General features: G+C 52.2%; 19 protein-coding genes. 18 read left to right on the top strand and 1 reads right to left on the bottom strand.

The features are described 5' to 3' along the window. The first annotated feature begins 484 nt into the window (after window positions 1–484). From SBI19_RS07090 to SBI19_RS07020, 15 genes are all read left to right on the top strand, one after another. Complete coding sequence (locus tag SBI19_RS07090) at window positions 485–1,537, top strand: M23 family metallopeptidase (protein WP_317966445.1); 1,053 nt, start codon at window positions 485–487, stop codon at window positions 1,535–1,537. After that, the gene (locus tag SBI19_RS07085) at window positions 1,530–2,411 is read left to right on the top strand and encodes a M50 family metallopeptidase (protein ID WP_317966443.1); all 882 of its coding nucleotides are present in this window, start codon (window positions 1,530–1,532) and stop codon (window positions 2,409–2,411) included. Before SBI19_RS07090 ends, SBI19_RS07085 begins: the two co-directional genes overlap by 8 nt. 64 nt (window positions 2,412–2,475) lie before the next feature. Continuing rightward, window positions 2,476–3,750 (top strand): Rne/Rng family ribonuclease, encoded by a 1,275-nt coding sequence (locus SBI19_RS07080; RefSeq protein ID WP_317966441.1) that lies wholly within the window; start codon window positions 2,476–2,478, stop codon window positions 3,748–3,750. A gap of 276 nt (window positions 3,751–4,026) precedes the next feature. After that, the gene (locus tag SBI19_RS07075; RefSeq protein ID WP_317966439.1) at window positions 4,027–5,802 is read left to right on the top strand and encodes a methyl-accepting chemotaxis protein; all 1,776 of its coding nucleotides are present in this window, start codon (window positions 4,027–4,029) and stop codon (window positions 5,800–5,802) included. A 168-nt stretch (window positions 5,803–5,970) separates the two neighbouring features. Next, window positions 5,971–6,282 (top strand): 50S ribosomal protein L21, encoded by a 312-nt coding sequence (rplU, locus tag SBI19_RS07070; RefSeq protein ID WP_317966437.1) that lies wholly within the window; start codon window positions 5,971–5,973, stop codon window positions 6,280–6,282. Between the two features lie 12 nt (window positions 6,283–6,294). Further along, a complete protein-coding gene (locus SBI19_RS07065; protein WP_317966435.1) occupies window positions 6,295–6,633 on the top strand; it encodes a ribosomal-processing cysteine protease Prp in 339 nt (112 codons plus the stop codon). Window positions 6,634–6,648: 15 nt separating this feature from the next. Next, complete coding sequence (gene rpmA, locus SBI19_RS07060) at window positions 6,649–6,960, top strand: 50S ribosomal protein L27 (protein ID WP_317966433.1); 312 nt, start codon at window positions 6,649–6,651, stop codon at window positions 6,958–6,960. Between the two features lie 176 nt (window positions 6,961–7,136). Continuing rightward, window positions 7,137–7,874, top strand: coding sequence for a Spo0B domain-containing protein (locus SBI19_RS07055; RefSeq protein ID WP_317966431.1), 738 nt, complete (start codon window positions 7,137–7,139; stop codon window positions 7,872–7,874). A 17-nt stretch (window positions 7,875–7,891) separates the two neighbouring features. Next, window positions 7,892–9,211 carry a GTPase ObgE gene (gene obgE, locus SBI19_RS07050; RefSeq protein WP_317966429.1) on the top strand — a complete coding sequence of 440 codons (1,320 nt, stop codon included), beginning with the start codon at window positions 7,892–7,894 and terminating at the stop codon, window positions 9,209–9,211. Window positions 9,212–9,688: 477 nt separating this feature from the next. Beyond that, window positions 9,689–10,126: an ACT domain-containing protein gene (locus SBI19_RS07045; RefSeq protein ID WP_317966427.1), complete on the top strand. Its 438-nt coding sequence runs from the start codon at window positions 9,689–9,691 to the stop codon at window positions 10,124–10,126. Between the two features lie 167 nt (window positions 10,127–10,293). Beyond that, complete coding sequence (locus SBI19_RS07040; protein ID WP_317966425.1) at window positions 10,294–11,580, top strand: homoserine dehydrogenase; 1,287 nt, start codon at window positions 10,294–10,296, stop codon at window positions 11,578–11,580. Between the two features lie 97 nt (window positions 11,581–11,677). Then, window positions 11,678–12,655 (top strand): homoserine kinase, encoded by a 978-nt coding sequence (thrB, locus tag SBI19_RS07035; protein ID WP_317966423.1) that lies wholly within the window; start codon window positions 11,678–11,680, stop codon window positions 12,653–12,655. Then, complete coding sequence (gene pheA, locus SBI19_RS07030) at window positions 12,652–13,539, top strand: prephenate dehydratase (protein ID WP_317966634.1); 888 nt, start codon at window positions 12,652–12,654, stop codon at window positions 13,537–13,539. Before thrB ends, pheA begins: the two co-directional genes overlap by 4 nt. A 196-nt stretch (window positions 13,540–13,735) precedes the next feature. Further along, window positions 13,736–15,433: a LysM peptidoglycan-binding domain-containing protein gene (locus tag SBI19_RS07025; RefSeq protein WP_317966421.1), complete on the top strand. Its 1,698-nt coding sequence runs from the start codon at window positions 13,736–13,738 to the stop codon at window positions 15,431–15,433. Between the two features lie 122 nt (window positions 15,434–15,555). Next, complete coding sequence (locus SBI19_RS07020; protein ID WP_317966419.1) at window positions 15,556–16,248, top strand: BofC C-terminal domain-containing protein; 693 nt, start codon at window positions 15,556–15,558, stop codon at window positions 16,246–16,248. Between the two features lie 82 nt (window positions 16,249–16,330). On the opposite strand, the gene SBI19_RS07015 is transcribed toward SBI19_RS07020, so the two are convergent. After that, complete coding sequence (locus tag SBI19_RS07015; RefSeq protein ID WP_317966417.1) at window positions 16,331–16,594, bottom strand: hypothetical protein; 264 nt, start codon at window positions 16,592–16,594, stop codon at window positions 16,331–16,333. A 570-nt stretch (window positions 16,595–17,164) separates the two neighbouring features. On the opposite strand from SBI19_RS07015, the gene ruvC reads away from it, so the two are divergent. Genes ruvC through ruvB form a run of 3 tightly spaced genes read left to right on the top strand, consistent with a single transcriptional unit; the run spans window position 17,165 to window position 19,306 of the window. Continuing rightward, window positions 17,165–17,668, top strand: coding sequence for a crossover junction endodeoxyribonuclease RuvC (ruvC, locus tag SBI19_RS07010; RefSeq protein ID WP_191202047.1), 504 nt, complete (start codon window positions 17,165–17,167; stop codon window positions 17,666–17,668). Continuing rightward, window positions 17,665–18,273 carry a Holliday junction branch migration protein RuvA gene (ruvA, locus tag SBI19_RS07005; RefSeq protein WP_317966412.1) on the top strand — a complete coding sequence of 203 codons (609 nt, stop codon included), beginning with the start codon at window positions 17,665–17,667 and terminating at the stop codon, window positions 18,271–18,273. Before ruvC ends, ruvA begins: the two co-directional genes overlap by 4 nt. A gap of 25 nt (window positions 18,274–18,298) precedes the next feature. After that, window positions 18,299–19,306 (top strand): Holliday junction branch migration DNA helicase RuvB, encoded by a 1,008-nt coding sequence (ruvB, locus tag SBI19_RS07000; RefSeq protein ID WP_317966410.1) that lies wholly within the window; start codon window positions 18,299–18,301, stop codon window positions 19,304–19,306. Window positions 19,307–19,314 lie beyond the last annotated feature (8 nt).

The raw sequence follows: 19,314 nt of genomic DNA, 5'->3' as shown, positions 1-19,314 counted from the left end.
GTGCAGATCCGAATGCTTCATTCCATGCGAATGCTTTCAAAACACCAAATAGCCGAATAAACCCGTTACGACGCGGGCATCACCTCCTTAAATAGAATCATCAATAGAACACAAAACTGTAATCGACTGCATGCAGGGCAGCGGATGAATGCTGTTGTAACAAGCAATGGTGTGAGATGAGCAGCTAGACAAGAATAATAACGCTGGAGTCAAATGTGGGAGCGGAAGACGTAAGTGGGATCGTTGTAGGCAAAATGTTTCGAAAGACCAAACGAAAACGTTTCCGAAATGTGGGATAAAAAAAGCCTGATGCCCATAGTCGGGTAAGGCCGTCATAATTTGACAAGAAATGATTGCGCTTACATCATAAATCAATTCGAATTTGATGTAAAGACATTATTTGCATTCATTAAGCTGTCATCCACTGTTCATAGTTGTCCGGCCTTATTCATACATATAGGACAAGTGAAGGAGGGCGATAGCAATGAACGAGAGGATTCGAGAGAGGCAGCAGGAGCGAATCCGCCAAATCATAGAGCAGTCTCAGAAGCAGATGCAGGTGGATCAGACGGCGGAATTAAGCGGATATGGACAGCTTCCCGGAGCGCCCATTCAAGTTCCATCGTCAATAACGGCGGCACCTCTTGCACCGTCGAAGCAGCTTACGTCACCGGCCGATCCGCTCAGGGATGAAGTTTCGCTGCCGCCTAGCGACATGGTCAATCGTAACTCGCCCATGCTTGTGAGAAGGGGCGATTATCCATCCGCCGGCCCTCATCAGACACTAGAGCAGGACCCCGAGAAGCTGTGGAAATCGAGCACGGCGCCTTGGCTCGGCTTGAATCGGCCAAACGCGGGCTATGGTGATCTTGCATCGGAGTATCCGCCGATCGGTCCCGCAAGAGGCGGAGGCTCTCGTTTCATGCGGCAGCTGCGGCTGCAAATCGTTGCAAGCGCGGTATTGTTCGGCGTGATCTGGGGGCTGTTTCAAATAAACGGAGGCTTGGCCGAGCAGGGACAGACGCTGGTTACGGCGGCACTGACGGACGAGTTTGATTTTCAGACCGTGGAGGCTTGGTATGATCGCACCTTTGCAGGCTCGCCTGCTTTTATCCCTCTGTTCGGCGATTCGAAAGAACAAGTTGCGGCTGTAGACGGCACACCGCACAGCACGATGCCGATCGTCTCGCCGCTGCCGAATTCCACCTTGATCAAGTCGTTCGCAGAGTCGCTTGGCGGCATTGAGCTGGCGGGCGATCCGGGAAGCACCGTCGCAGCGGCAGAAACAGGACAAGTCGTGCTCGTGACAGACAATACAGGCCAAGGTCAGACGGTCGTGATCCAGCATGCAGGAGGCAGGCAGACCCAATACGGACAGCTTGCTACCGCATCGGTCAGCAAGGATGATTGGGTGGAAGCGGGAGATGTCATAGGCCAGCTTATGAATGACGGCGGCACCGAATCCGGCGTGCTGTATTTCGCAGTGAAAGAGGATGGCCGATATATTGATCCGACCGACGTGATTCCGCTTGATTAAATTTCGCGGGATCGTCTGGAGTGTACACCCGCTCTTCGTGATCGTTATGCTGTTGTCTGCTGCCGCAGGCCGTTTCGCGGAGCTTATTACGTTGTTCGTTCTTGTATTCGTGCATGAACTGGGGCATGTCGTTGCGGCGCGTTCGTTCGGCTGGCGTATTCGAGAGGTTAAGCTGCTCCCTTTCGGCGGCGTTGCGGAGACAGAAGAAGCGGGAGGCATGCCAACGCGTGAAGAAGCGATAGTTGCGCTCGCGGGACCGCTGCAGAACGTCTGGATGGCAGCGCTGGCGTGGGGTATTGGACAGCTTGGAATCGGAGATGCGGCTTGGGCAAATGAATTGGTTAAAGCGAATATGCTCATTGTGCTGTTCAATATGATCCCGATTCATCCTCTGGATGGAGGCAAGCTGCTGCAATGTTTGCTCTGTCGTCTTATGACGTATCATCTTGCGCTCTCTTGGACGATTCGAATCAGCATCGCCCTAAGTATCTTGCTGGCTGGTTCTGCCTTCGTTCAACAGCTGTGGCTAGGCGGGGGAATTCAGCTCAATGTGCTCACAATCGCGTTGTTTCTGCTTGCTACGAATTGGACGCATCGTCGCCATATGCCGTTCCTCTTCATCCGTTTCCTCATGAACCGCGAACGTTATGCCCGTAAGCAGATCGACCGCGGGGTTCATGCAGCTCCAATCATCGTTAGACCCGAAGCCGCGCTGCAGGCGGTGCTCAAATATTTTCGGCGGGATGCCGTTCATCTCGTGTATGTGACGACGGCTCGCGGGGAGCTGCTTGGCATTTTACCGGAGAATGAGCTGCTTCACGGGTTTTTCGCCTCTCCGAATCCGAATCGCCCTGTTGTCGAACTGATCATTTAACCGCTCTGTCGTTCATGCTATAATCGTCCTGACGTTAACGATTTGGACGGGCAGGTGACGACAAATGAAGCAATTGCTGATGCATAGCAATACGGATGGTTTATATGCAGCGGTGCTCGATAACGGCATATTGGTGGATTACGCCTCACAGCTTCATGATCCGGAGCAGCCGGGCCGAATGCAGCCTAGCGCGGTGATGGGCAATATTTATAAAGGCAAAGTGATTAACGTGCTGCCTGGCATGCAGGCGGCTTTTCTTGATATTGGTTTGTCGAAAAATGCGTTTCTGTACATCGACGATGTGCTTCATCCGAACTTGGAGAGAAGAGAGAAGCAAGCGGCGGACAAGCCGTCCATTCGCGATGTGCTGCGCCCGGGACAGGAGCTCGTAGTGCAAGTGGTACGCGAGCCTGGCGGAGGGAAGGGAGCGCGCGTGACGACCCATATATCGCTGCCGGGTAGATGGCTGGTCTATATGCCGGAGGCGGCTTATGTCGGCGTATCCCGCAAAATCGGCGACGAGCAGGAGCGCGAGCGGCTGCGCATCGTCGGAGAACGGATTCGGCAGCCGAGGGAAGGCGTCATTATGCGCACGGCAGCAGGCGGCGTTCCGGAAGAAGCGCTTGCGGAAGACGCGGCTGCGCTGCGCGAGTTGTGGCAGGCGTTGTCAAGGCAAGCGAACCAGCGGAAAGCGCCGTCTGTCGTTCATTTGGAGGCAGGGCTGATGCATCGCGTTGTACGTGATATGCTGGCAGCCGATATCGATGAAGTGCTCGTAAGCGACCAACAGTTGTTTGAGCAGGTTCACTCGCTGGTCAGTACGATGGCGCCGGGGCGAAACCATCTTGTACAATGCCATGGATCGGAAGGAGATCTATTCGACCGATTCGGCATTGGCAGGCAAGCCGAGCAGGCGCTCTCCCGTAAGATTCAGCTTGCAAGCGGCGGATATATTGTTTGGGATCAGACGGAAGCGCTGACGGTTATCGACGTGAACACAGGTCGTTACATCGGCAGCGACAACCTCGAGGAAACGATGTACCGCACGAACGCTGAAGCGGCCGAACTAATTGCGAGGCTCCTTCGCATCCGCGATGCAGGCGGCATTATCATTATTGATTTTATCGATATGGAGAGCGAGACGAACCGCCAGCGCATCTCGCAGCAGATGGAGGCGCTGACGCGCATGGATCGAAGCAGATGTACGGTCGTTGGCTGGACAAGGCTTGGATTGCTGGAGATGACAAGGAAGCAGGCGCGAAACAATGGCCAGCGTTCAGCAGGGCATTCATGCATCCATTGCGGAGGCACCGGCAAATCGGCGTTCAATAGATGCTAACTTCGTACAAGCTAATAATTGTTAAGTTGAAAGGGCAGGCAATCGAGCTTGCCTTTTTTATTTTACTTAAGATTAGGTATGCTGCTTCTCTAGTTGTTTGTTGTTGTCGAAAATACAGATTTTATGTAGACTATTCCATTAAATCATAGTATTCTTATATGAATTATTAATATTACAAGGTTTACGGATGCATCAAAGAAAATATTCGACTTGTACGGACGGATGAACGCAGCCCAGAATCCGGATATTCCTTAGTCAAGAAGGAGAGACGGAATAATGAACGCACTCTATATTCAGCAAAAAATTGCCCACAAACGCCTTAGCTCTCGCCTTACATCGATTAGAGATTGGTTGGACAGCCGAATCGCCGTCAAGATCGCCTTTTTTCTTCTTGCGCTTCTGATTCTCGTATGCGCTGTGTTCGCAAGCGCAGGCTATTATATTCACCGAAATACGGAGAAGGCACTGCTGAAACAATTCGAGTTTCGGTTGCGGACGAATATATTGATTGCATCAGATCGTGTGCAGGCTGTGCCGGGACATGGAGGGGAATTGAAAGGCCCTCAATCTGAAGCATATAACGAAATGCAGCGAGCTCTCGAGACAATCCGGACACAGTATGATTTGGAAAGCGTATTTATTTTATCTGAAGACAACAAGACGGGACGCGTCATTGTATCGACCGATCCAGAGGCAAAATACGGTGATAAGCATTTGTTCAGTTCCGAAATGGCGGAATCGTTCGACATGGCTAAGACAACCATGACGGGCATATATGAGGATTCATATGGCGTTCACCAATCGGTATATGTTCCGGTGCGCAATGGCAACGATGATATATACGGCATTCTAGGCCTTAATTTGGATGCCTCGGCAATTAAGAAAAGCGCGAATTTTATTTTATGGACGACATCGATGCTGTCTGTTGGGCTGCTGCTGCTAGGCGGTTTCATCACATTTCGAATGAGCAGGGTGATCACAAGGCCGTTGAAGGAATTGATGTCGGAAGCTGAGACGATCGCACAAGGAGATTTGACCCATTCATTTATTAGCAGCCGAAAGGATGAATTCGGGGTTCTGGGGCAAACCTTCGCTCATATGACAGCTAGTTTACGAATGTTGATCCAGCAAATATTCAGCGCATCCGACGGGGTTTCCTCGACGAGCAGGAGTCTCGATAAGACGGCAGGCGACTTGAGCGCCGGTTCCCGGCAGGCTGCCGCTTCGATCAACAGCATGAGTGCCGCCATTAACGAGACAGTGGATGCCATTGGAAACAGTTCAAGCTCTATTAAAGCGATAGAAGGCAAGCTGACGAGTGCAGCTGTGGAGATGAGAGAGATGCAGCAGATGGCCAAACAGGTGAGAGAGACGTCTACGGACGGGCAGAGCCTCGCGGAGCAGACGGTCGAGCAGATGAACGTTATATCGGGATCGATGGAGCAATCGCTTGATGCGGCTGTCGAGCTGAGCGAGCGTTCTCTTGAAATAGGGAAAATCGTTGACGTCATTCGGGAAATTGCGGACCAAACGAATTTATTGTCATTGAACGCAACGATCGAAGCAGCGAGAGTCGGAGAGCAGGGCAAAGGTTTCGCCGTTGTAGCCGGCGAGGTGCGCAAGCTGGCCGAGCAATCGGCAGATGCGGCACTAGCGATCTCGAAGCTTATAAAACATACGCAAGCGGATAGCCAATCGGTAATGGAGGCCATAATGGCGGGTCATCAGGCTGTGAGGAATGGCCAACAGCGCCTTAAAGGAACATACGACAATTTCTCGCACATATTCGCGGGCATTTCCGAACTTTCATTACGCTCAGACAAGCTGCTGGAAGCGGTAGAGGAAATAACCGATTCGTTCGAGAAAATCACAGCTTCGGTAAGGCTAATTTCCTCCTCTGCCCAAGAACAGGCAACAGAGTCGAAGGTGGTTGCTTCAGCGGTGCAGCAACAGCATATTTCGGTAACAGAAATGACGGCATCAATCAGCAAGCTGGCGGAAATGGCAGAGCAGTTGGTAGAAGCCGTCCGTATTTTTAAAGTTTCAACATGATCATGGTTGAACAATTGTACTAGGCATGATACAATAATCGGGTGCATTCGCTATACCAATGGCGAATAAGCACAGGTACCGCTCTAATCAGGTTCATTAAGTGCAGGCGCACCTGCGCATGTCACCTGCTATCAGGCGAGTCTTCACTAATAAGGAGGTGCACCATCCATGTACGCAATTATTGAAACGGGCGGCAAGCAATACAAAGTTCAAGAGGGCGATGTTCTTTTCATCGAGAAACTCGAGGCTGGCGCAGGCGAAAGCATCACTTTCGATCGCGTTCTTGCCGTTTCCAAAGGCGACGCACTCGTTGCAGGAACGCCGGTTGTAGCCGGAGCATCGGTTTCTGCTAAAGTCGAGAAGCAAGGCCGCGGTAAAAAAATCATCGTTTACAAATACAAAGCGAAGAAAAACTACCGTCGTAAACAAGGCCACCGTCAACCGTACACGAAAGTGACGATTGAAAAAATCCAAGCGTAATCGGTTTGATCGATGATTACGGTCACAATCGTACGGAACGCCGCTGACCGCCGTATCGTATCGTTCGAAGTTTCCGGACATGCGGATTACAAGAAGCGCGGTAAAGACATTGTCTGTGCGGGCGTTTCTGCTGTTACCGTTGGGACGGTCAATGCGATAGAGGCAGTTGCTGGCGTAACGCTGCCGGCGTCGATGCGAGACGGTTTCGTGAGCTCGGCTATTCCGACTCAGGATGATTCGACCGTCGATGAACGGGTGCAGCTGTTGCTTGAAGGTATGGCGGTCATGATCGATTCGATACGGCAATCGTACGGGAAGTATGTTGCCATTCAAGAGCAATTCGTACAATAAAGGAGGGAAACCACCATGTTGAAATTGGATCTTCAGTTGTTCGCTTCCAAGAAGGGCGTAGGCTCGACGAAGAACGGACGTGACAGCCAATCGAAACGTCTGGGCGCTAAACGTGCAGACGGCCAACAGGTTACTGCGGGCAGCATTCTCTTCCGTCAACGCGGAACGAAAATTCACCCAGGTAACAACGTAGGTATCGGTAAAGACGACACGCTGTTCGCATTGGTCGAAGGCGTCGTTAAATTCGAACGTTGGGGCCGCGACCGTAAGAAAGTCAGCGTATACCCTGTTGCTGAAGCAGCTGCTGTTGCTGCAGCAGTCGAATAATATCGTTTCAACAAGTGCCCGGCCTGAAGTCACAGGCCGGGTTTTTCAGATTTAATGGTAAGATTCTATTTGTTTCAGCTTCAAGTTCGAGTTCAGGGAGTACGGTTTGTAGCACCGACAATCATCCGTACTATAATGCATATACCGCTCTACATATAAAGGTGGGTTTATCGCGAATGAATCGGATCGGTTCGGCAAAACTTTACTTGTCGGCTTCGCTGCTGCTCCCTATTGCTTGTCTGTTCATATGGGACGAGGCATGGTGGCCGATATTAACTTTCGTCGCGTGGTCCGTGATGGTGCTCGTTGTATGGATTCGACTCGAACAGAGCGAATATCGGAAGCGGCAGAGAACGATTGAACGTGCTATACAGAGCGCGTCGATTCGTACGCTGAACCATCATCGCCATGATTGGATGAATGATCTGCAGGTGCTGTACGGCTACATCCGGATGAACAAGCAAGAGCGAGCTGTTCAGTACGTGGAACGGATTCGAGATCGTATGGCGGCAGAGAGCCGAATTGCAAAGCTGGGCGTACCTGCACTTGTCATGTATCTGCAGTCGTTCCGTACGATGACGAGTTCGCTGCAGCTAATAGTGGACATCGACGGCGAGCTGGACATCGAGGAAATTCCGATCGATAAAGAGACTGTCGCAGTCGCAATTATCGATCTTATGAATATTTATCGAAGCGGCGTGAAGCCAAGCATCGGCGAACCTGCTCAGCTTACATTGCGGATGTCGCGGGACGACAAGGCGCTGCACATCGCCTTGTGCTATGATGGAGAATGGAATGACATCGATGGTTCGATGCACAAAATAAAACAGCGGCTGAAAAACTCGCCGCTGCAGCCAATCGGTTCGGAGCAGTCTCCTAGCGAGCTGCTTGTAAAGGCTGAACTGCGCGGCTGATCGGAGGCCAGAGCAACATGTTTGTAGATAAAACGAAGATATTTGTTAAAGGCGGCGACGGCGGTAACGGGATCGTATCGTACCGTCGCGAGCTGTACGTTCCGAACGGGGGACCGGCAGGCGGTGACGGAGGACGCGGCGGCAACGTTATTTTCCGCGTGGATGAGGGTCTTCGGACGCTCGTTGACTTCCGTTATCAGAAGCACTTCAAAGCGAAGCCTGGCGATCGGGGCAAAGTCAAAGGTATGCATGGCGCTAACGCGGAAGATATGATCGTTCGTGTCCCGCCAGGAACGGTTGTTGTCGATGATGATACGCAGGAAATTATTGCGGATATGACTCGGCAGGGGCAAGAGGTCGTTATCGCGCGCGGCGGACGCGGCGGACGCGGCAACATGCGTTTCGCGACAGCGAACAATCCGGCGCCGGACATTTCGGAGAATGGCGAAGAAGGCGAAGAGCGCTGGGTTGTGCTTGAGCTGAAGGTCATGGCGGACGTAGGACTCGTCGGCTTCCCTAGCGTCGGCAAGTCGACGCTGCTGTCGGTCGTATCGGGCGCGAAGCCGAAGATTGGCGCGTACCATTTTACGACGATTACACCGAATCTAGGTGTCGTTGACGTTGGCGACGGGCGTAACTTCGTGATGGCCGATTTGCCGGGTCTGATCGAAGGCGCAAGCGAAGGCGTTGGCTTAGGCCACGAGTTTCTGCGTCACGTCGAGCGGACGCGGATCATCATTCACGTCATTGACATGGCCGCAACGGAAGGCCGCGATCCATTCGATGATTGGATGAAGATCAACGCGGAGCTTCGTCAATACAATGAGAAGCTGAGCGATCGTCCGCAGATTATTGCTGCGAACAAAATGGACATGCCGGGAGCGGATGAGCAGCTCGAGTTGTTCAAGGAGCAGCTGGCGGAGGTCGAAGGCGGCGATAAGTATGAAATTATGCCGATGTCTTCGCTGACGCGCCAAGGCGTTCAAGAGCTGTTGTACCGTGCAGCGGATGTGCTGGAGACGGTGCCGGAGCAGCCGCTGATCGAAGAAGTGAGCGAGCTTGCCGAACGTAAGGTGTACAAGTTCGAGGAGCGCGATCAAATTAAGTTCCGCGTATTCCGCGAGGACGAAATTTTCGTCGTCGAGAGCGAAGGCATCGAGCGTCTGATGAGACGTACGAATTTGAACTCGTACGATGCAGTTATGCGTTTCGCGCGCATTCTGCGTAATCTCGGCGTTGATAAAGAATTGCGTAAGATCGGCGCGAAAGACGGCGATATTTGCCGCATCGGCCACTACCAATTCGAGTTCTTCGAAGGCACCGATTATATTTTCTAACCAAAGACCAAAGACGGGGCAACCCGTCTTTTTTATTTTTGTGGATTGTAACTTTACGCACCAACAACCAACTGCATTCAATCGAATGCACCTTCAATGGGCGGTGACAGTTGGGGACGTACGAACAAGTTGTGCGAACGATATAACGTATCTAGATTCATTCCAACAAAAGCTTTGCCGCTTCAGCGGCAAGTGCGGGCATACGTTCAGCATGATCAAGAAGCGTCCTTGTGAGGAGTCCAGAGGTAAAGGTTTCCGCAAGGAAACCACATCGGGAGCATACGCTTACGACCTTTGGGGCCCTCCCTTGCAGGGAGGGTTTGGGTGGGTAGAAAATCTTCAGTTAAGTTGCTTATTATTAAATATAAAATCGGGGTCATTAGGGGCAGCGTCCCTAATTGCCTATTGCCGTTACCTCCAAATTCACGTATAATGTCCGCTATAGGTGTACATTAGTCTTCGTCAGGAGGACGATGAATGACAGAGCGTTATTATGTCGTCCGGGAGGACTTATTACCGGAAGCGATCATCAAGACCATTCAAGTGAAGGACATGCTGAAGCGGGGCGAAGCGGCTACCGTTCACGAAGCTGTGGAACGAGTAGGGCTTAGCCGAAGCGCATTCTACAAATATAAGGATGGCGTATATCCGCTGAGTGAGCTGGATCGAGAGCGAATTGTGACGATTTCAATGGAATTGGAGCACCGCTCCGGCATTTTGTCCAAGGTGCTTAGTCTCGTGGCGGGAATCGAAGGCAATGTGCTGACGATCAATCAGAGCATTCCGCTGCAAGGGCTTGCCAATGTCGTCATATCCGTCGATACTTCTTATATGACAGAAGAATTGACAGAGATGCTCGAGAGGATTCGCCGGCTGGATGGCGTCCGCAAAGCCTCGGTCATCGGGCAAGGGTGAGGGAAACTTTACCGACGTCTTCCGAAGATGAGCGATCTTTTGAAGATCAGAGCAGCTTCGTTAGCATGAGGTAGGGGTTATCCCCAATAAGAATTTGTTTTTTTTCGTATATTCGAGAACTTTTATAAATTTTTATGAGGAAATTCAACGGTTGATGGAGGTAACGCATGAAACCAGTAAAAGTAGGTTTGCTTGGACTCGGGACGGTTGGAACAGGCGTTGTACGTATCGTAGAGGGTCACCAGGAAGATTTGAAGAGTCAAGTAGGTTCGTCGATTGTAATTGAGAAAGTACTTGTGCAAAATAAATCGAAACAGCGTGCGCTGCATATCGATGCAAATAAAATGACAGAAGATCCATGGGACATTATCCGTGATCCTGAGATCGATGTCGTTGTTGAAGTAATGGGCGGCATTGCGGATACGAAGCAATACATTCTCGAAGCGCTGTCGCGCGGGAAGCATGTTGTAACGGCCAACAAAGATTTGATGGCGTTGCACGGGCCAGAAATTATTGCAGCGGCTCGCGAAAACCAATGCGACGTTCTGTACGAAGCGAGCGTTGCCGGCGGCATTCCGATTATTCGTACGCTGATCGAAGGTTTCTCTTCGGACCGGATCACGAAGATTATGGGTATCGTTAACGGCACGACGAACTATATTTTGACGAAGATGAGCAAGGAAGGCGCATCCTATGATGATGTGCTGAAAGAAGCGCAGCAGCTCGGTTATGCAGAATCGGACCCGACTTCCGACGTAGAAGGCCTGGATGCGGCTCGCAAAATGACGATTTTGTCGACGCTTGGCTTCCGCGCTAACGTAGCCCTTGAAGATGTCAGCGTGAAAGGGATCTCATCCGTCAGCCAAGAGGATATCGCATACGCGAAACGTCTTGGCTATGAGTTGAAGCTGCTCGGCATCGCTGAGCGCCAGGACGACTATATTAGCGTCAGCGTGCAGCCGACAATGGTCAAGCTCAGTCACCCGATCGCATCGGTTAATGGCGTATTCAACGCAGTTTATGTATACGGTGAAGCTGTAGGCGAAACGATGTTCTATGGCGCAGGCGCAGGCGAACTGCCGACAGCAACATCTGTCGTAGCGGACTTGGTCGCTGTCGTGAAGAACTTGAAGCTTGGCGTGAACGGTAAGCAAGGCGTTATGGCGTACAAGGAGAAGAAGCTCAAGACTGACGAGCAGATCTCGTCCAAATATTTCCTGCTGCTTCATGTCGAAGATCGTGCCGGTGTATTGGCGCGAATTACACAAGTGTTCGCAGAGCATGAAGTAAGCTTGCAATCGGTGCTTCAACAGCCGAATCCGCATAACCCGGAAGCTGAAATTATTGTCATTACTCATGATGCGAATAAAGCTTCAATGAATAAAGTGCTGGGCGCCTTCCAATCGCTCGATGTGATTCGGCAAGTGAAGAGCGTTTACCGCGTCGAAGGCTAGAACGCAGGCGAATTTTACAACCGGGCGTTGCCAATTGGCGGCGTGCCGGTTTTTTATTTAATCCAATGCTGTTAGACAGGCTGAAAAGAGGGGAAACATGTACGGATCACGGATTCTCGTTAAAGTTCCGGCAAGCACGGCTAATCTAGGACCGGGCTTTGATACACTAGGGATGGCGCTATCATTGTTTGAATGGATTGAGATGCAGGCTGCAAGCGAAACGACCATTACGGCGTATGGTAAAGGGATGCAGGATATCCCTGGCGATAAATCTAACCTGATTTATAAAGTAGCACAGCTTGTGTTCGAAGAGGCTGGCGTCTCCGTACCCGAATTGTCGATCTCGCTGTATTGCGACATTCCGCTCACGCGTGGTCTTGGCAGCAGTGCATCGGCAATTATCGGCGCGCTGGTAGCCGCAAATGCGCTTATCGGCTCGCCGCTTAGCGATGATAAGCTGTTCCAGATTGCTACGAAGCTTGAAGGTCATCCTGATAACGTTGGTGCCTCTATGTTTGGTGGCATCGTCGTTTCGGCATGGGATGGCGACAAGGCAGACTATGTACGAATAGAGCCGCATCCTGCCTTGGAGACACTAGTTGTTATCCCGTCGTTCCAGTTGTCGACGGAGAAAGCGCGTCATGCGCTGCCCAAGACGCTCAGCATGTCTGACGCTGTATTTAACGTTGGACGCAGCTCGCTGCTTGTAGCGGCACTTAGCGCCGGACGTCTCGATCTGATCCGCACAGCGATGCGCGATCGTCTGCATCAGCCGTACCGTGCACCATTGATTCCAGGCATGAGCACCATTCTCGAGCAGGCTTGCGAGCATGGCGCGCTTGGCGCTGCACTCAGCGGTGCAGGCCCGACGATTATTACGTTCGTCGACGCTGGCAGCAGCGAGAGCAGCAAGGCAGGGCTGGAACGGTTCCTGCTTGATACGCTTGCGGCAGAAGGCATTGAAGCGGAGACGATGTGGCTTGCGCCTTATAAGCACGGCGCAGTGTGGACGAAACTTGAAGAGCATGACACGACTCCGCTGATGGATCGGATTCGAAACGAGGTGCGTGCATAATGAAGGTAGCCGTATTGACGAAAGGCTCGACCTCGGATGATGCAGCTCGCTATATTCTGGACGGGATTGATGGGGTCGAATTCGATTATCATCGTCTCATTGCGGATGTTTTCGCTAGTACGGCTGATGGCATCGCGGATTACAGTGTTATTCCGATCGAGAATACAATTGATGGGTCGGTGAGTCTGCATACCGACATGTTGATCGATGATGTGGATCTGCCTATTCAAGCGGAGTGGGTATATCCATCCATTCAGAATCTTGTCGGACGTCTGTCGGAGCTCGACCGTACATCGAATGGCGAGCTTGACTATAGCCGTATTGTAAAGGTTATGAGTCATCCTGTTGCAATGGCGCAGTGCCGCCAGTTTCTGAAGAAGCATATTCCGCATGCCGAACTCGAGCATGTTGGCAGCACGTCGGAAGCGATCCGTATCGTACGCGATAATCCTGGACTTGGCTGGGCGGCGATCGGTCAAATAACAGCTGCGCACTACAACGGGCTTGATGTGCTGCAAGAAGCTGTAACGGATCACGACAACAACTACACGCGTTTTCTGCTTGTTGGACCGGAGCCGCTGAAGGGCAAAACATCGGACAAGCATAAGACGACGATTATCGTACAGAGCCAAGAGGACTATCCAGGCGGTCTGCACCAAGTGTTGTCGGCATTGGCTTGGCGGAGGATCAATATGTCGCGCATTGAGTCGCGGCCGACGAAGAAGAAGTTGGGCACTTATTACTTCCTGATCGATATCGACATGTCGTTGGAATCGATCCTGCTGCAATCGGCTATTGCAGAGATTGAGGCGATCGGCTTCCAGGTCCGGGTAATGGGTACCTATCCAAGCTTCTCTTACCAAGCGCCTTCGAATAACAAGTAAGCTCTTAAGCTAAGCTCTTTCGGCGATTTGCCGGAGGAGCTTTTTTGTGCAGATGAACGAGACGAGCAGGGGATACATGCAAATTTTTTTCTAACGGACGGGGACATCGGCCTATGACGCGCATAGGATGTAATGATTGGTGGGCGAATGTCTCGCGCCGCTCGCACTATAGTCCGTGAATGGAGGTTTGCGGGGAGTGAAAATCCATATTGTCAAAAGCGGCGATACGCTTTTCTGGCTCGCACAAAAATATGGCGTATCCGTTGAGGAAATCGTAAAGCTGAATCCTAGCATTACAAATCCAGACGCCATCGAAGTTGGGATGAAAGTGAAAATCCCATCTAACCCGCATGGAGCACATGGCTCGAATGGCTCGCACGCAGGTGAAGGCATCATGCATCAGCATGTTGTTAAGCAAGGAGATACGTTGTGGAAGCTGTCGAAGGCTTGGGGTATTCCGCTTAACGACTTGATCAAGGCGAATCCACAGCTCAAAAATCCGAATGTTCTGCTGACTGGCGATATCGTGAACATTCCGAAATCGCATGTGCATGCGGAGAGCATCGTGAATCAGATGAATGCACAAGGAACAGAGGCGCATCACAACAGCAATCACTTCAGTCCGTCGTCGATCAAGAACAGCGTACAGGGCTTGGCAGGTAAAATTCCGACGGGCATTATTCCTGGCAAAAAGAATACCGGCAAGGTGCCGACTGCTCCGATCACGAAGACGCCGACTGGACCGATTGCAGAAGCATTGCCAGAAGCGCCAGTGACGCTGCCGGCTCCTGCTCCTGCTCCAGCGCCGATCGTTGTTGAGAAGCCAGTGCCGAAGCCGTATCCTGTTCATGTTGAGTATCATCAGCAGAACGTACATCTCTTCCAGCAATGCGGCATTCCCGCTGTAGAAGCGGGTGCTGTGTACGGTGTGCCGCATATGCCGGAACAAGTGTCGCCAGTCCATATTGGTCCAGAACATTATGGCTATGGCTCGCCGCTCGTATCGCCAGCGAATATTGGCCCAGAGCACCATGGCTATGGCTCGCCGCTCGTATCGCCAACGAATATCGGCCCTGAGCATTATGGCTATGGCTCGCCGCTCGTATCGCCAGCGAATGTTGGCTCAGAGCACCACGGCTACGGCTCGCCGCTCGTATCGCCTGCGAACCTTGGACCTGAGCACTACGGCTATGGCTCGCCGATTGTATCGCCAGCGAATATTGGTCCCGAGCAACAAGGCTATGGCTCTCCGCTCGTATCGCCAGCGAATATCGGCCCAGAGCACCATGGCTATGGCTCGCCGCTCGTATCGCCAGCGAATGTTGGCCCAGAGCAATATGGCTATGGTTCGCCGCTCGTATCGCCAGCGAATGTTGGCCCAGAGCAATATGGCTATGGTTCACCGCTTGTATCGCCAGCGAATGTTGGCCCAGAACAATATGGCTATGGTTCGCCGCTCGTATCGCCAGCGAATGTTGGCCCTGAGCTTCATGGTTATGGCGCTCCTGTTGTGTCACCAACAAACCTCGAGCATTATGGCTATGGTGTGCCGACAGTATCGCCTGCGGGCACGGGAGACTATTACGGCTACGGCTCGCCTAGCGCAGTTGATCCATTCGCAGCAGGGCAATCGCAATGGCCTTATGGCGCGTATCCGACTTGGCCTGTACAACAAGCTGCTAATGATAAGGATTGCGGCTGCAACAAACGCCAGGAAGTAGGCGGAGAAGAGTCATTGGAATCCGACACGATTAAAGTTAACCAAGCGGCAGGCAGCAGCAAATCGGTTAAGCGGAATGCTCCGCGCAAACCGGTTAAGAAAGTGGCAGTCCGCAGCGTTTCGTCGCGGCCGGCTGAACGCAAACGCTCAAGCAAGCCGTGGATCAATAATTAACGCAATGGAGGCAGCGATCGCCTGCGAAAGCAGTGCTCGCTGTCTCTTTTTGCATACGTGTGAATATTTCCCTTGCATTAAGCCACAATAACGGAAAACAGGGATGTAAGGGGATATTCGCCATGAGGGCATTCAGCCTATGGAAACAGCTCAAACGTAAGCTTCGCCGCAATGGCCGCCCGGTGTGGACGCTGGGAAGCATGCTGGTTCTCGTCATCTATGGCGCGAGCGCAAGTGCAATTCCAACGGCATTAGCAAGCGATAACCAATACTTTGTCGATCCAGGTTCAGTTCGCTCCTCCTATAACGGAAGCGTTCAATCCGCTAATCAGAAAATGCAGCTTGAGAAAGCCATCACGTCGATCAAACAGCCAATGTTCGTTCGTATCCATCGCACCTACCTGTGCGGGGAGGAATATCGCTCGCTGGGCATGCTTCCCGTCGATCGGGCGCTGAAGGCTGCGAAGAGGAAGGCCGTTTCTTTCGTCCGCTTAAATTCGTCGCCTGCTGCGATTCCTTCGCTAGTGCTGGAAGAACGGGTAAGCGACTTATCAGAGGCGTGCAAGCAACGCGCTGTATTCGGCGTTGATCGCGCCGGTAGATTGACGCTGTATGACGGACCGCCGAAAAAGGAGAAGGTCGTACGAACCTTCTACCAGCTTGATGTCAACTTCATGGAGAGCAGCTTGCCTGAAGAAGAGATCAAACGGCTGACCAACGGCATTCGCATCGAGGACAAAGAAACGTACTACAGCATTCTCTCATCGTTCAGCGACTTCGCGCTGGACGCTTCCCGCCAGACGATGACCCCATAATCGCACAGCCTAAGCTCCTGTCGTCAAGACAGGGGCTTTTTATTTGCGCATATAAAAAAACGCCCGCCTATTCAGCGAACGATCAACGATTGACGATATAAGATACAATGAAGGTCACAGCCAGCACGATAATCGCGGCATAGAAGAAATAGCCGAACCAGCGGACTGGCCCTGGCATCGATTTCAATTCCGCCTTCTTATTCGGCACGCCCATAATATTCTGATAATGCGATGTTACATCATTAAACACAGGCACATCCGCTCCAGCGTTCGTATCATTGTTATCATGATGCGTATATGTATGCGAATGTGAATGATTCGAGTTTGAGTGGTCATGATTGTCCATAGTACGCACCTCTCTCTCTCTAATTTTCCTAAATTATACAGCATAAAGTGTATACGAGTCCACGCCACAAACTAACAATGATCCGCACTTTGATTTGCACTTATCCAGTAAAATGGTTGTGGTCGTCCATATGAAATAGACGACCAAACCAAGTTCCCATCCCAGACACGGCGCGGGGGGATGTCATTTGAAATATGCGAATTAGGAGTCCACGCAGTGGACGATGCTCTGCGCAGCGCGGAATCCAAGGCAACGAAGTGGACAAATGATTCTGGAGAAGCGCTAGCGTTCGCCTTTGTCACTCGGATTGTTACAATATCTGAATTTATAAAATCAGAACAATCCGAGGACAACAGCGATCGGAAGAATATTTGTCCACGGAGTGGCTTCTTCAGATGAAGCATCACTTAGCAATTGTTCACGGAGTGGCCCTATGAGCATAATGATTTCTAAAGACAATTCCCCCGCGAAGTGTCTCACAGTAGAAACGCGCGTTCTCATCTCGCGGATATTTTGCTATAATGGGAGGAAGCTTCCGTTAATTGCAGGTGCGTAAGGGAGAGGACGAATTTGCGTGTGCTTGGCATAGATCCCGGGATTGCGATTGTGGGATTCGGATTTGTAGATAAGGACGGACATAAGCTCACGCCTGTGCAATACGGATCGATTGAGACGAAGGCAGGAACGCCGCAGGAGACGCGCCTTATACAGGTGTATGAATCGGCAGGAGCGCTGATGGACAAATACAAGCCGGACGAAGTTGCGGTCGAGAAGTTGTTTTTCAACCGCAACGTGACGACGGCTTTTGCTGTTGGTCAGGCACGTGGGGTTATTATATTAGCGGCAGCGCAGCGCGGACTTCCCGTTGCGGAATATACGCCGCTGCAGGTCAAACAGGCCGTTGTCGGATACGGCAAGGCAGAGAAGAGGCAGGTACAGGAGATGGTCCGCATGTTCTTGAAGCTGAGCGCGGTACCGAAGCCTGACGACGTGGCCGATGCGCTTGCCGTTGCGATTTGTCATGCGCATTCCGTCGTGCTGACGAACAAATTGAACGGGGTGCCGAAATTATGATCGATTTTCTGAAAGGTCCGGTCGTCCATTGGGAGTCGGAATACGTTGTGCTCGATGTGCGTGATGTAGGTTATCGGGTATTCACGCCTAATCCGTATGCGTTTGCCCGGTCGAGCGAGCCGGTTACGGTGTTCATTCATCACCATGTACGCGAGGATGCGATTCAGCTGTTCGGCTTCTCATCGCGCGACGAGCAGACGATGTTTCGCAAGCTGCTGGAGGTGTCGGGAATTGGCCCGCGCGTAGCGCTCGGCGTATTGGCTGGCGGCAAGCCGGAAGCCATTGTGGCGGCCATTCAACAAGAGAACGTCAACTTCTTGACCAAGCTGCCTGGCATCGGCAAGAAGACGGCGCAGCGCATGATTCTTGATTTGAAGGATAAGCTCGGCAATGCACCGCTCGCGTTCGGCGCGGATGCGGAGGAGAGCTCGCCATCCGATCAGAAGGTCGGCGCATGGGCGGAAGCTCGCGAGGCGCTGGAGGCGCTTGGTTATACGGGTGCAGAGCTGAACAAAGCCTATGAAGGCCTGCGCGAGTCGATTAAGCCGGACGAGTCGGTCGATTCGCTTATGAAGCGAGCGTTGCAGCAGCTGTTTAAAGGGTAATGGTAAGCGGAAGGAGGAATGACCCATGGATGATGATCGTATCATATCCGCTAACTTAATGATGGATGAACAAGCTGTTGAATTGAGTCTTCGTCCCCGCTATTTGGCTGAATATATTGGTCAGACCAGCGTTAAGGAAAACTTGAAGGTATTCATCGAAGCAGCGAAGCTTCGCAAGGAAGCGCTTGATCATGTGCTGCTGTATGGTCCGCCGGGCCTTGGCAAAACGACGCTGTCGAACATTATCGCCAACGAGCTAGGGGTTAACCTAAGAACGACGTCGGGACCTGCTATCGAGCGCCCCGGCGATCTCGCCGCGCTGCTGACGAATTTGCAGGAAGGCGACGTCCTGTTCATCGACGAGATTCATCGGCTCAATCGGTCGGTCGAGGAAGTGCTGTATCCGGCGATGGAAGACTTCGCGCTCGATATTATGATCGGCAAAGGGCCAAGCGCCCGTTCTGTGCGGCTTGACCTGCCGCCTTTCACGCTGATCGGTGCCACGACGAGAGCTGGCTTGCTGTCTGCACCGCTTCGCGACCGCTTCGGCGTCGTCAGCAGGCTCGAATTTTATAAGACGGACGAGCTTGCTTTTATCGTATCGCGTGCCTCCGATATACTCGGCGTCAGTATTGTAGGGGAAGCGGCGACAGAGATCGCGCTCCGCTCACGCGGTACACCGCGTATCGCGAACCGTCTGCTGAAGCGGGTGCGCGACTTTGCTCAGGTGCGCGGCGACGGCATCATCACGCATGAGCTGGCGCGTTCTGCGCTCGAGCTGCTTCGCGTCGATCCGATGGGACTCGATGCGATCGATCACAAGATGCTTCGTGCCATGATCGAAGGGTTCCGCGGCGGCCCGGTGGGCCTCGATACGATCGCGGCAACGATCGGCGAAGAAAGTCAGACCATTGAAGATGTATACGAGCCTTACTTAATGCAGGTAGGCCTGCTGCAGCGGACGCCTCGCGGACGTGTTGCCACACCGCAGGCGTATCGTCATCTCGGCATACCGATTCCCGGCGATTCTTAAGAGGCAGT

This window comes from Paenibacillus sp. CCS19 (assembly GCF_033239625.1).
In the GTDB taxonomy this organism is placed as follows: Bacteria; Bacillota; Bacilli; order Paenibacillales; family Paenibacillaceae; genus Paenibacillus_T.
The sequence above is the reverse complement of the archived record's forward strand: the minus strand, read 5'-3'. Positions and strand labels throughout refer to the sequence as shown.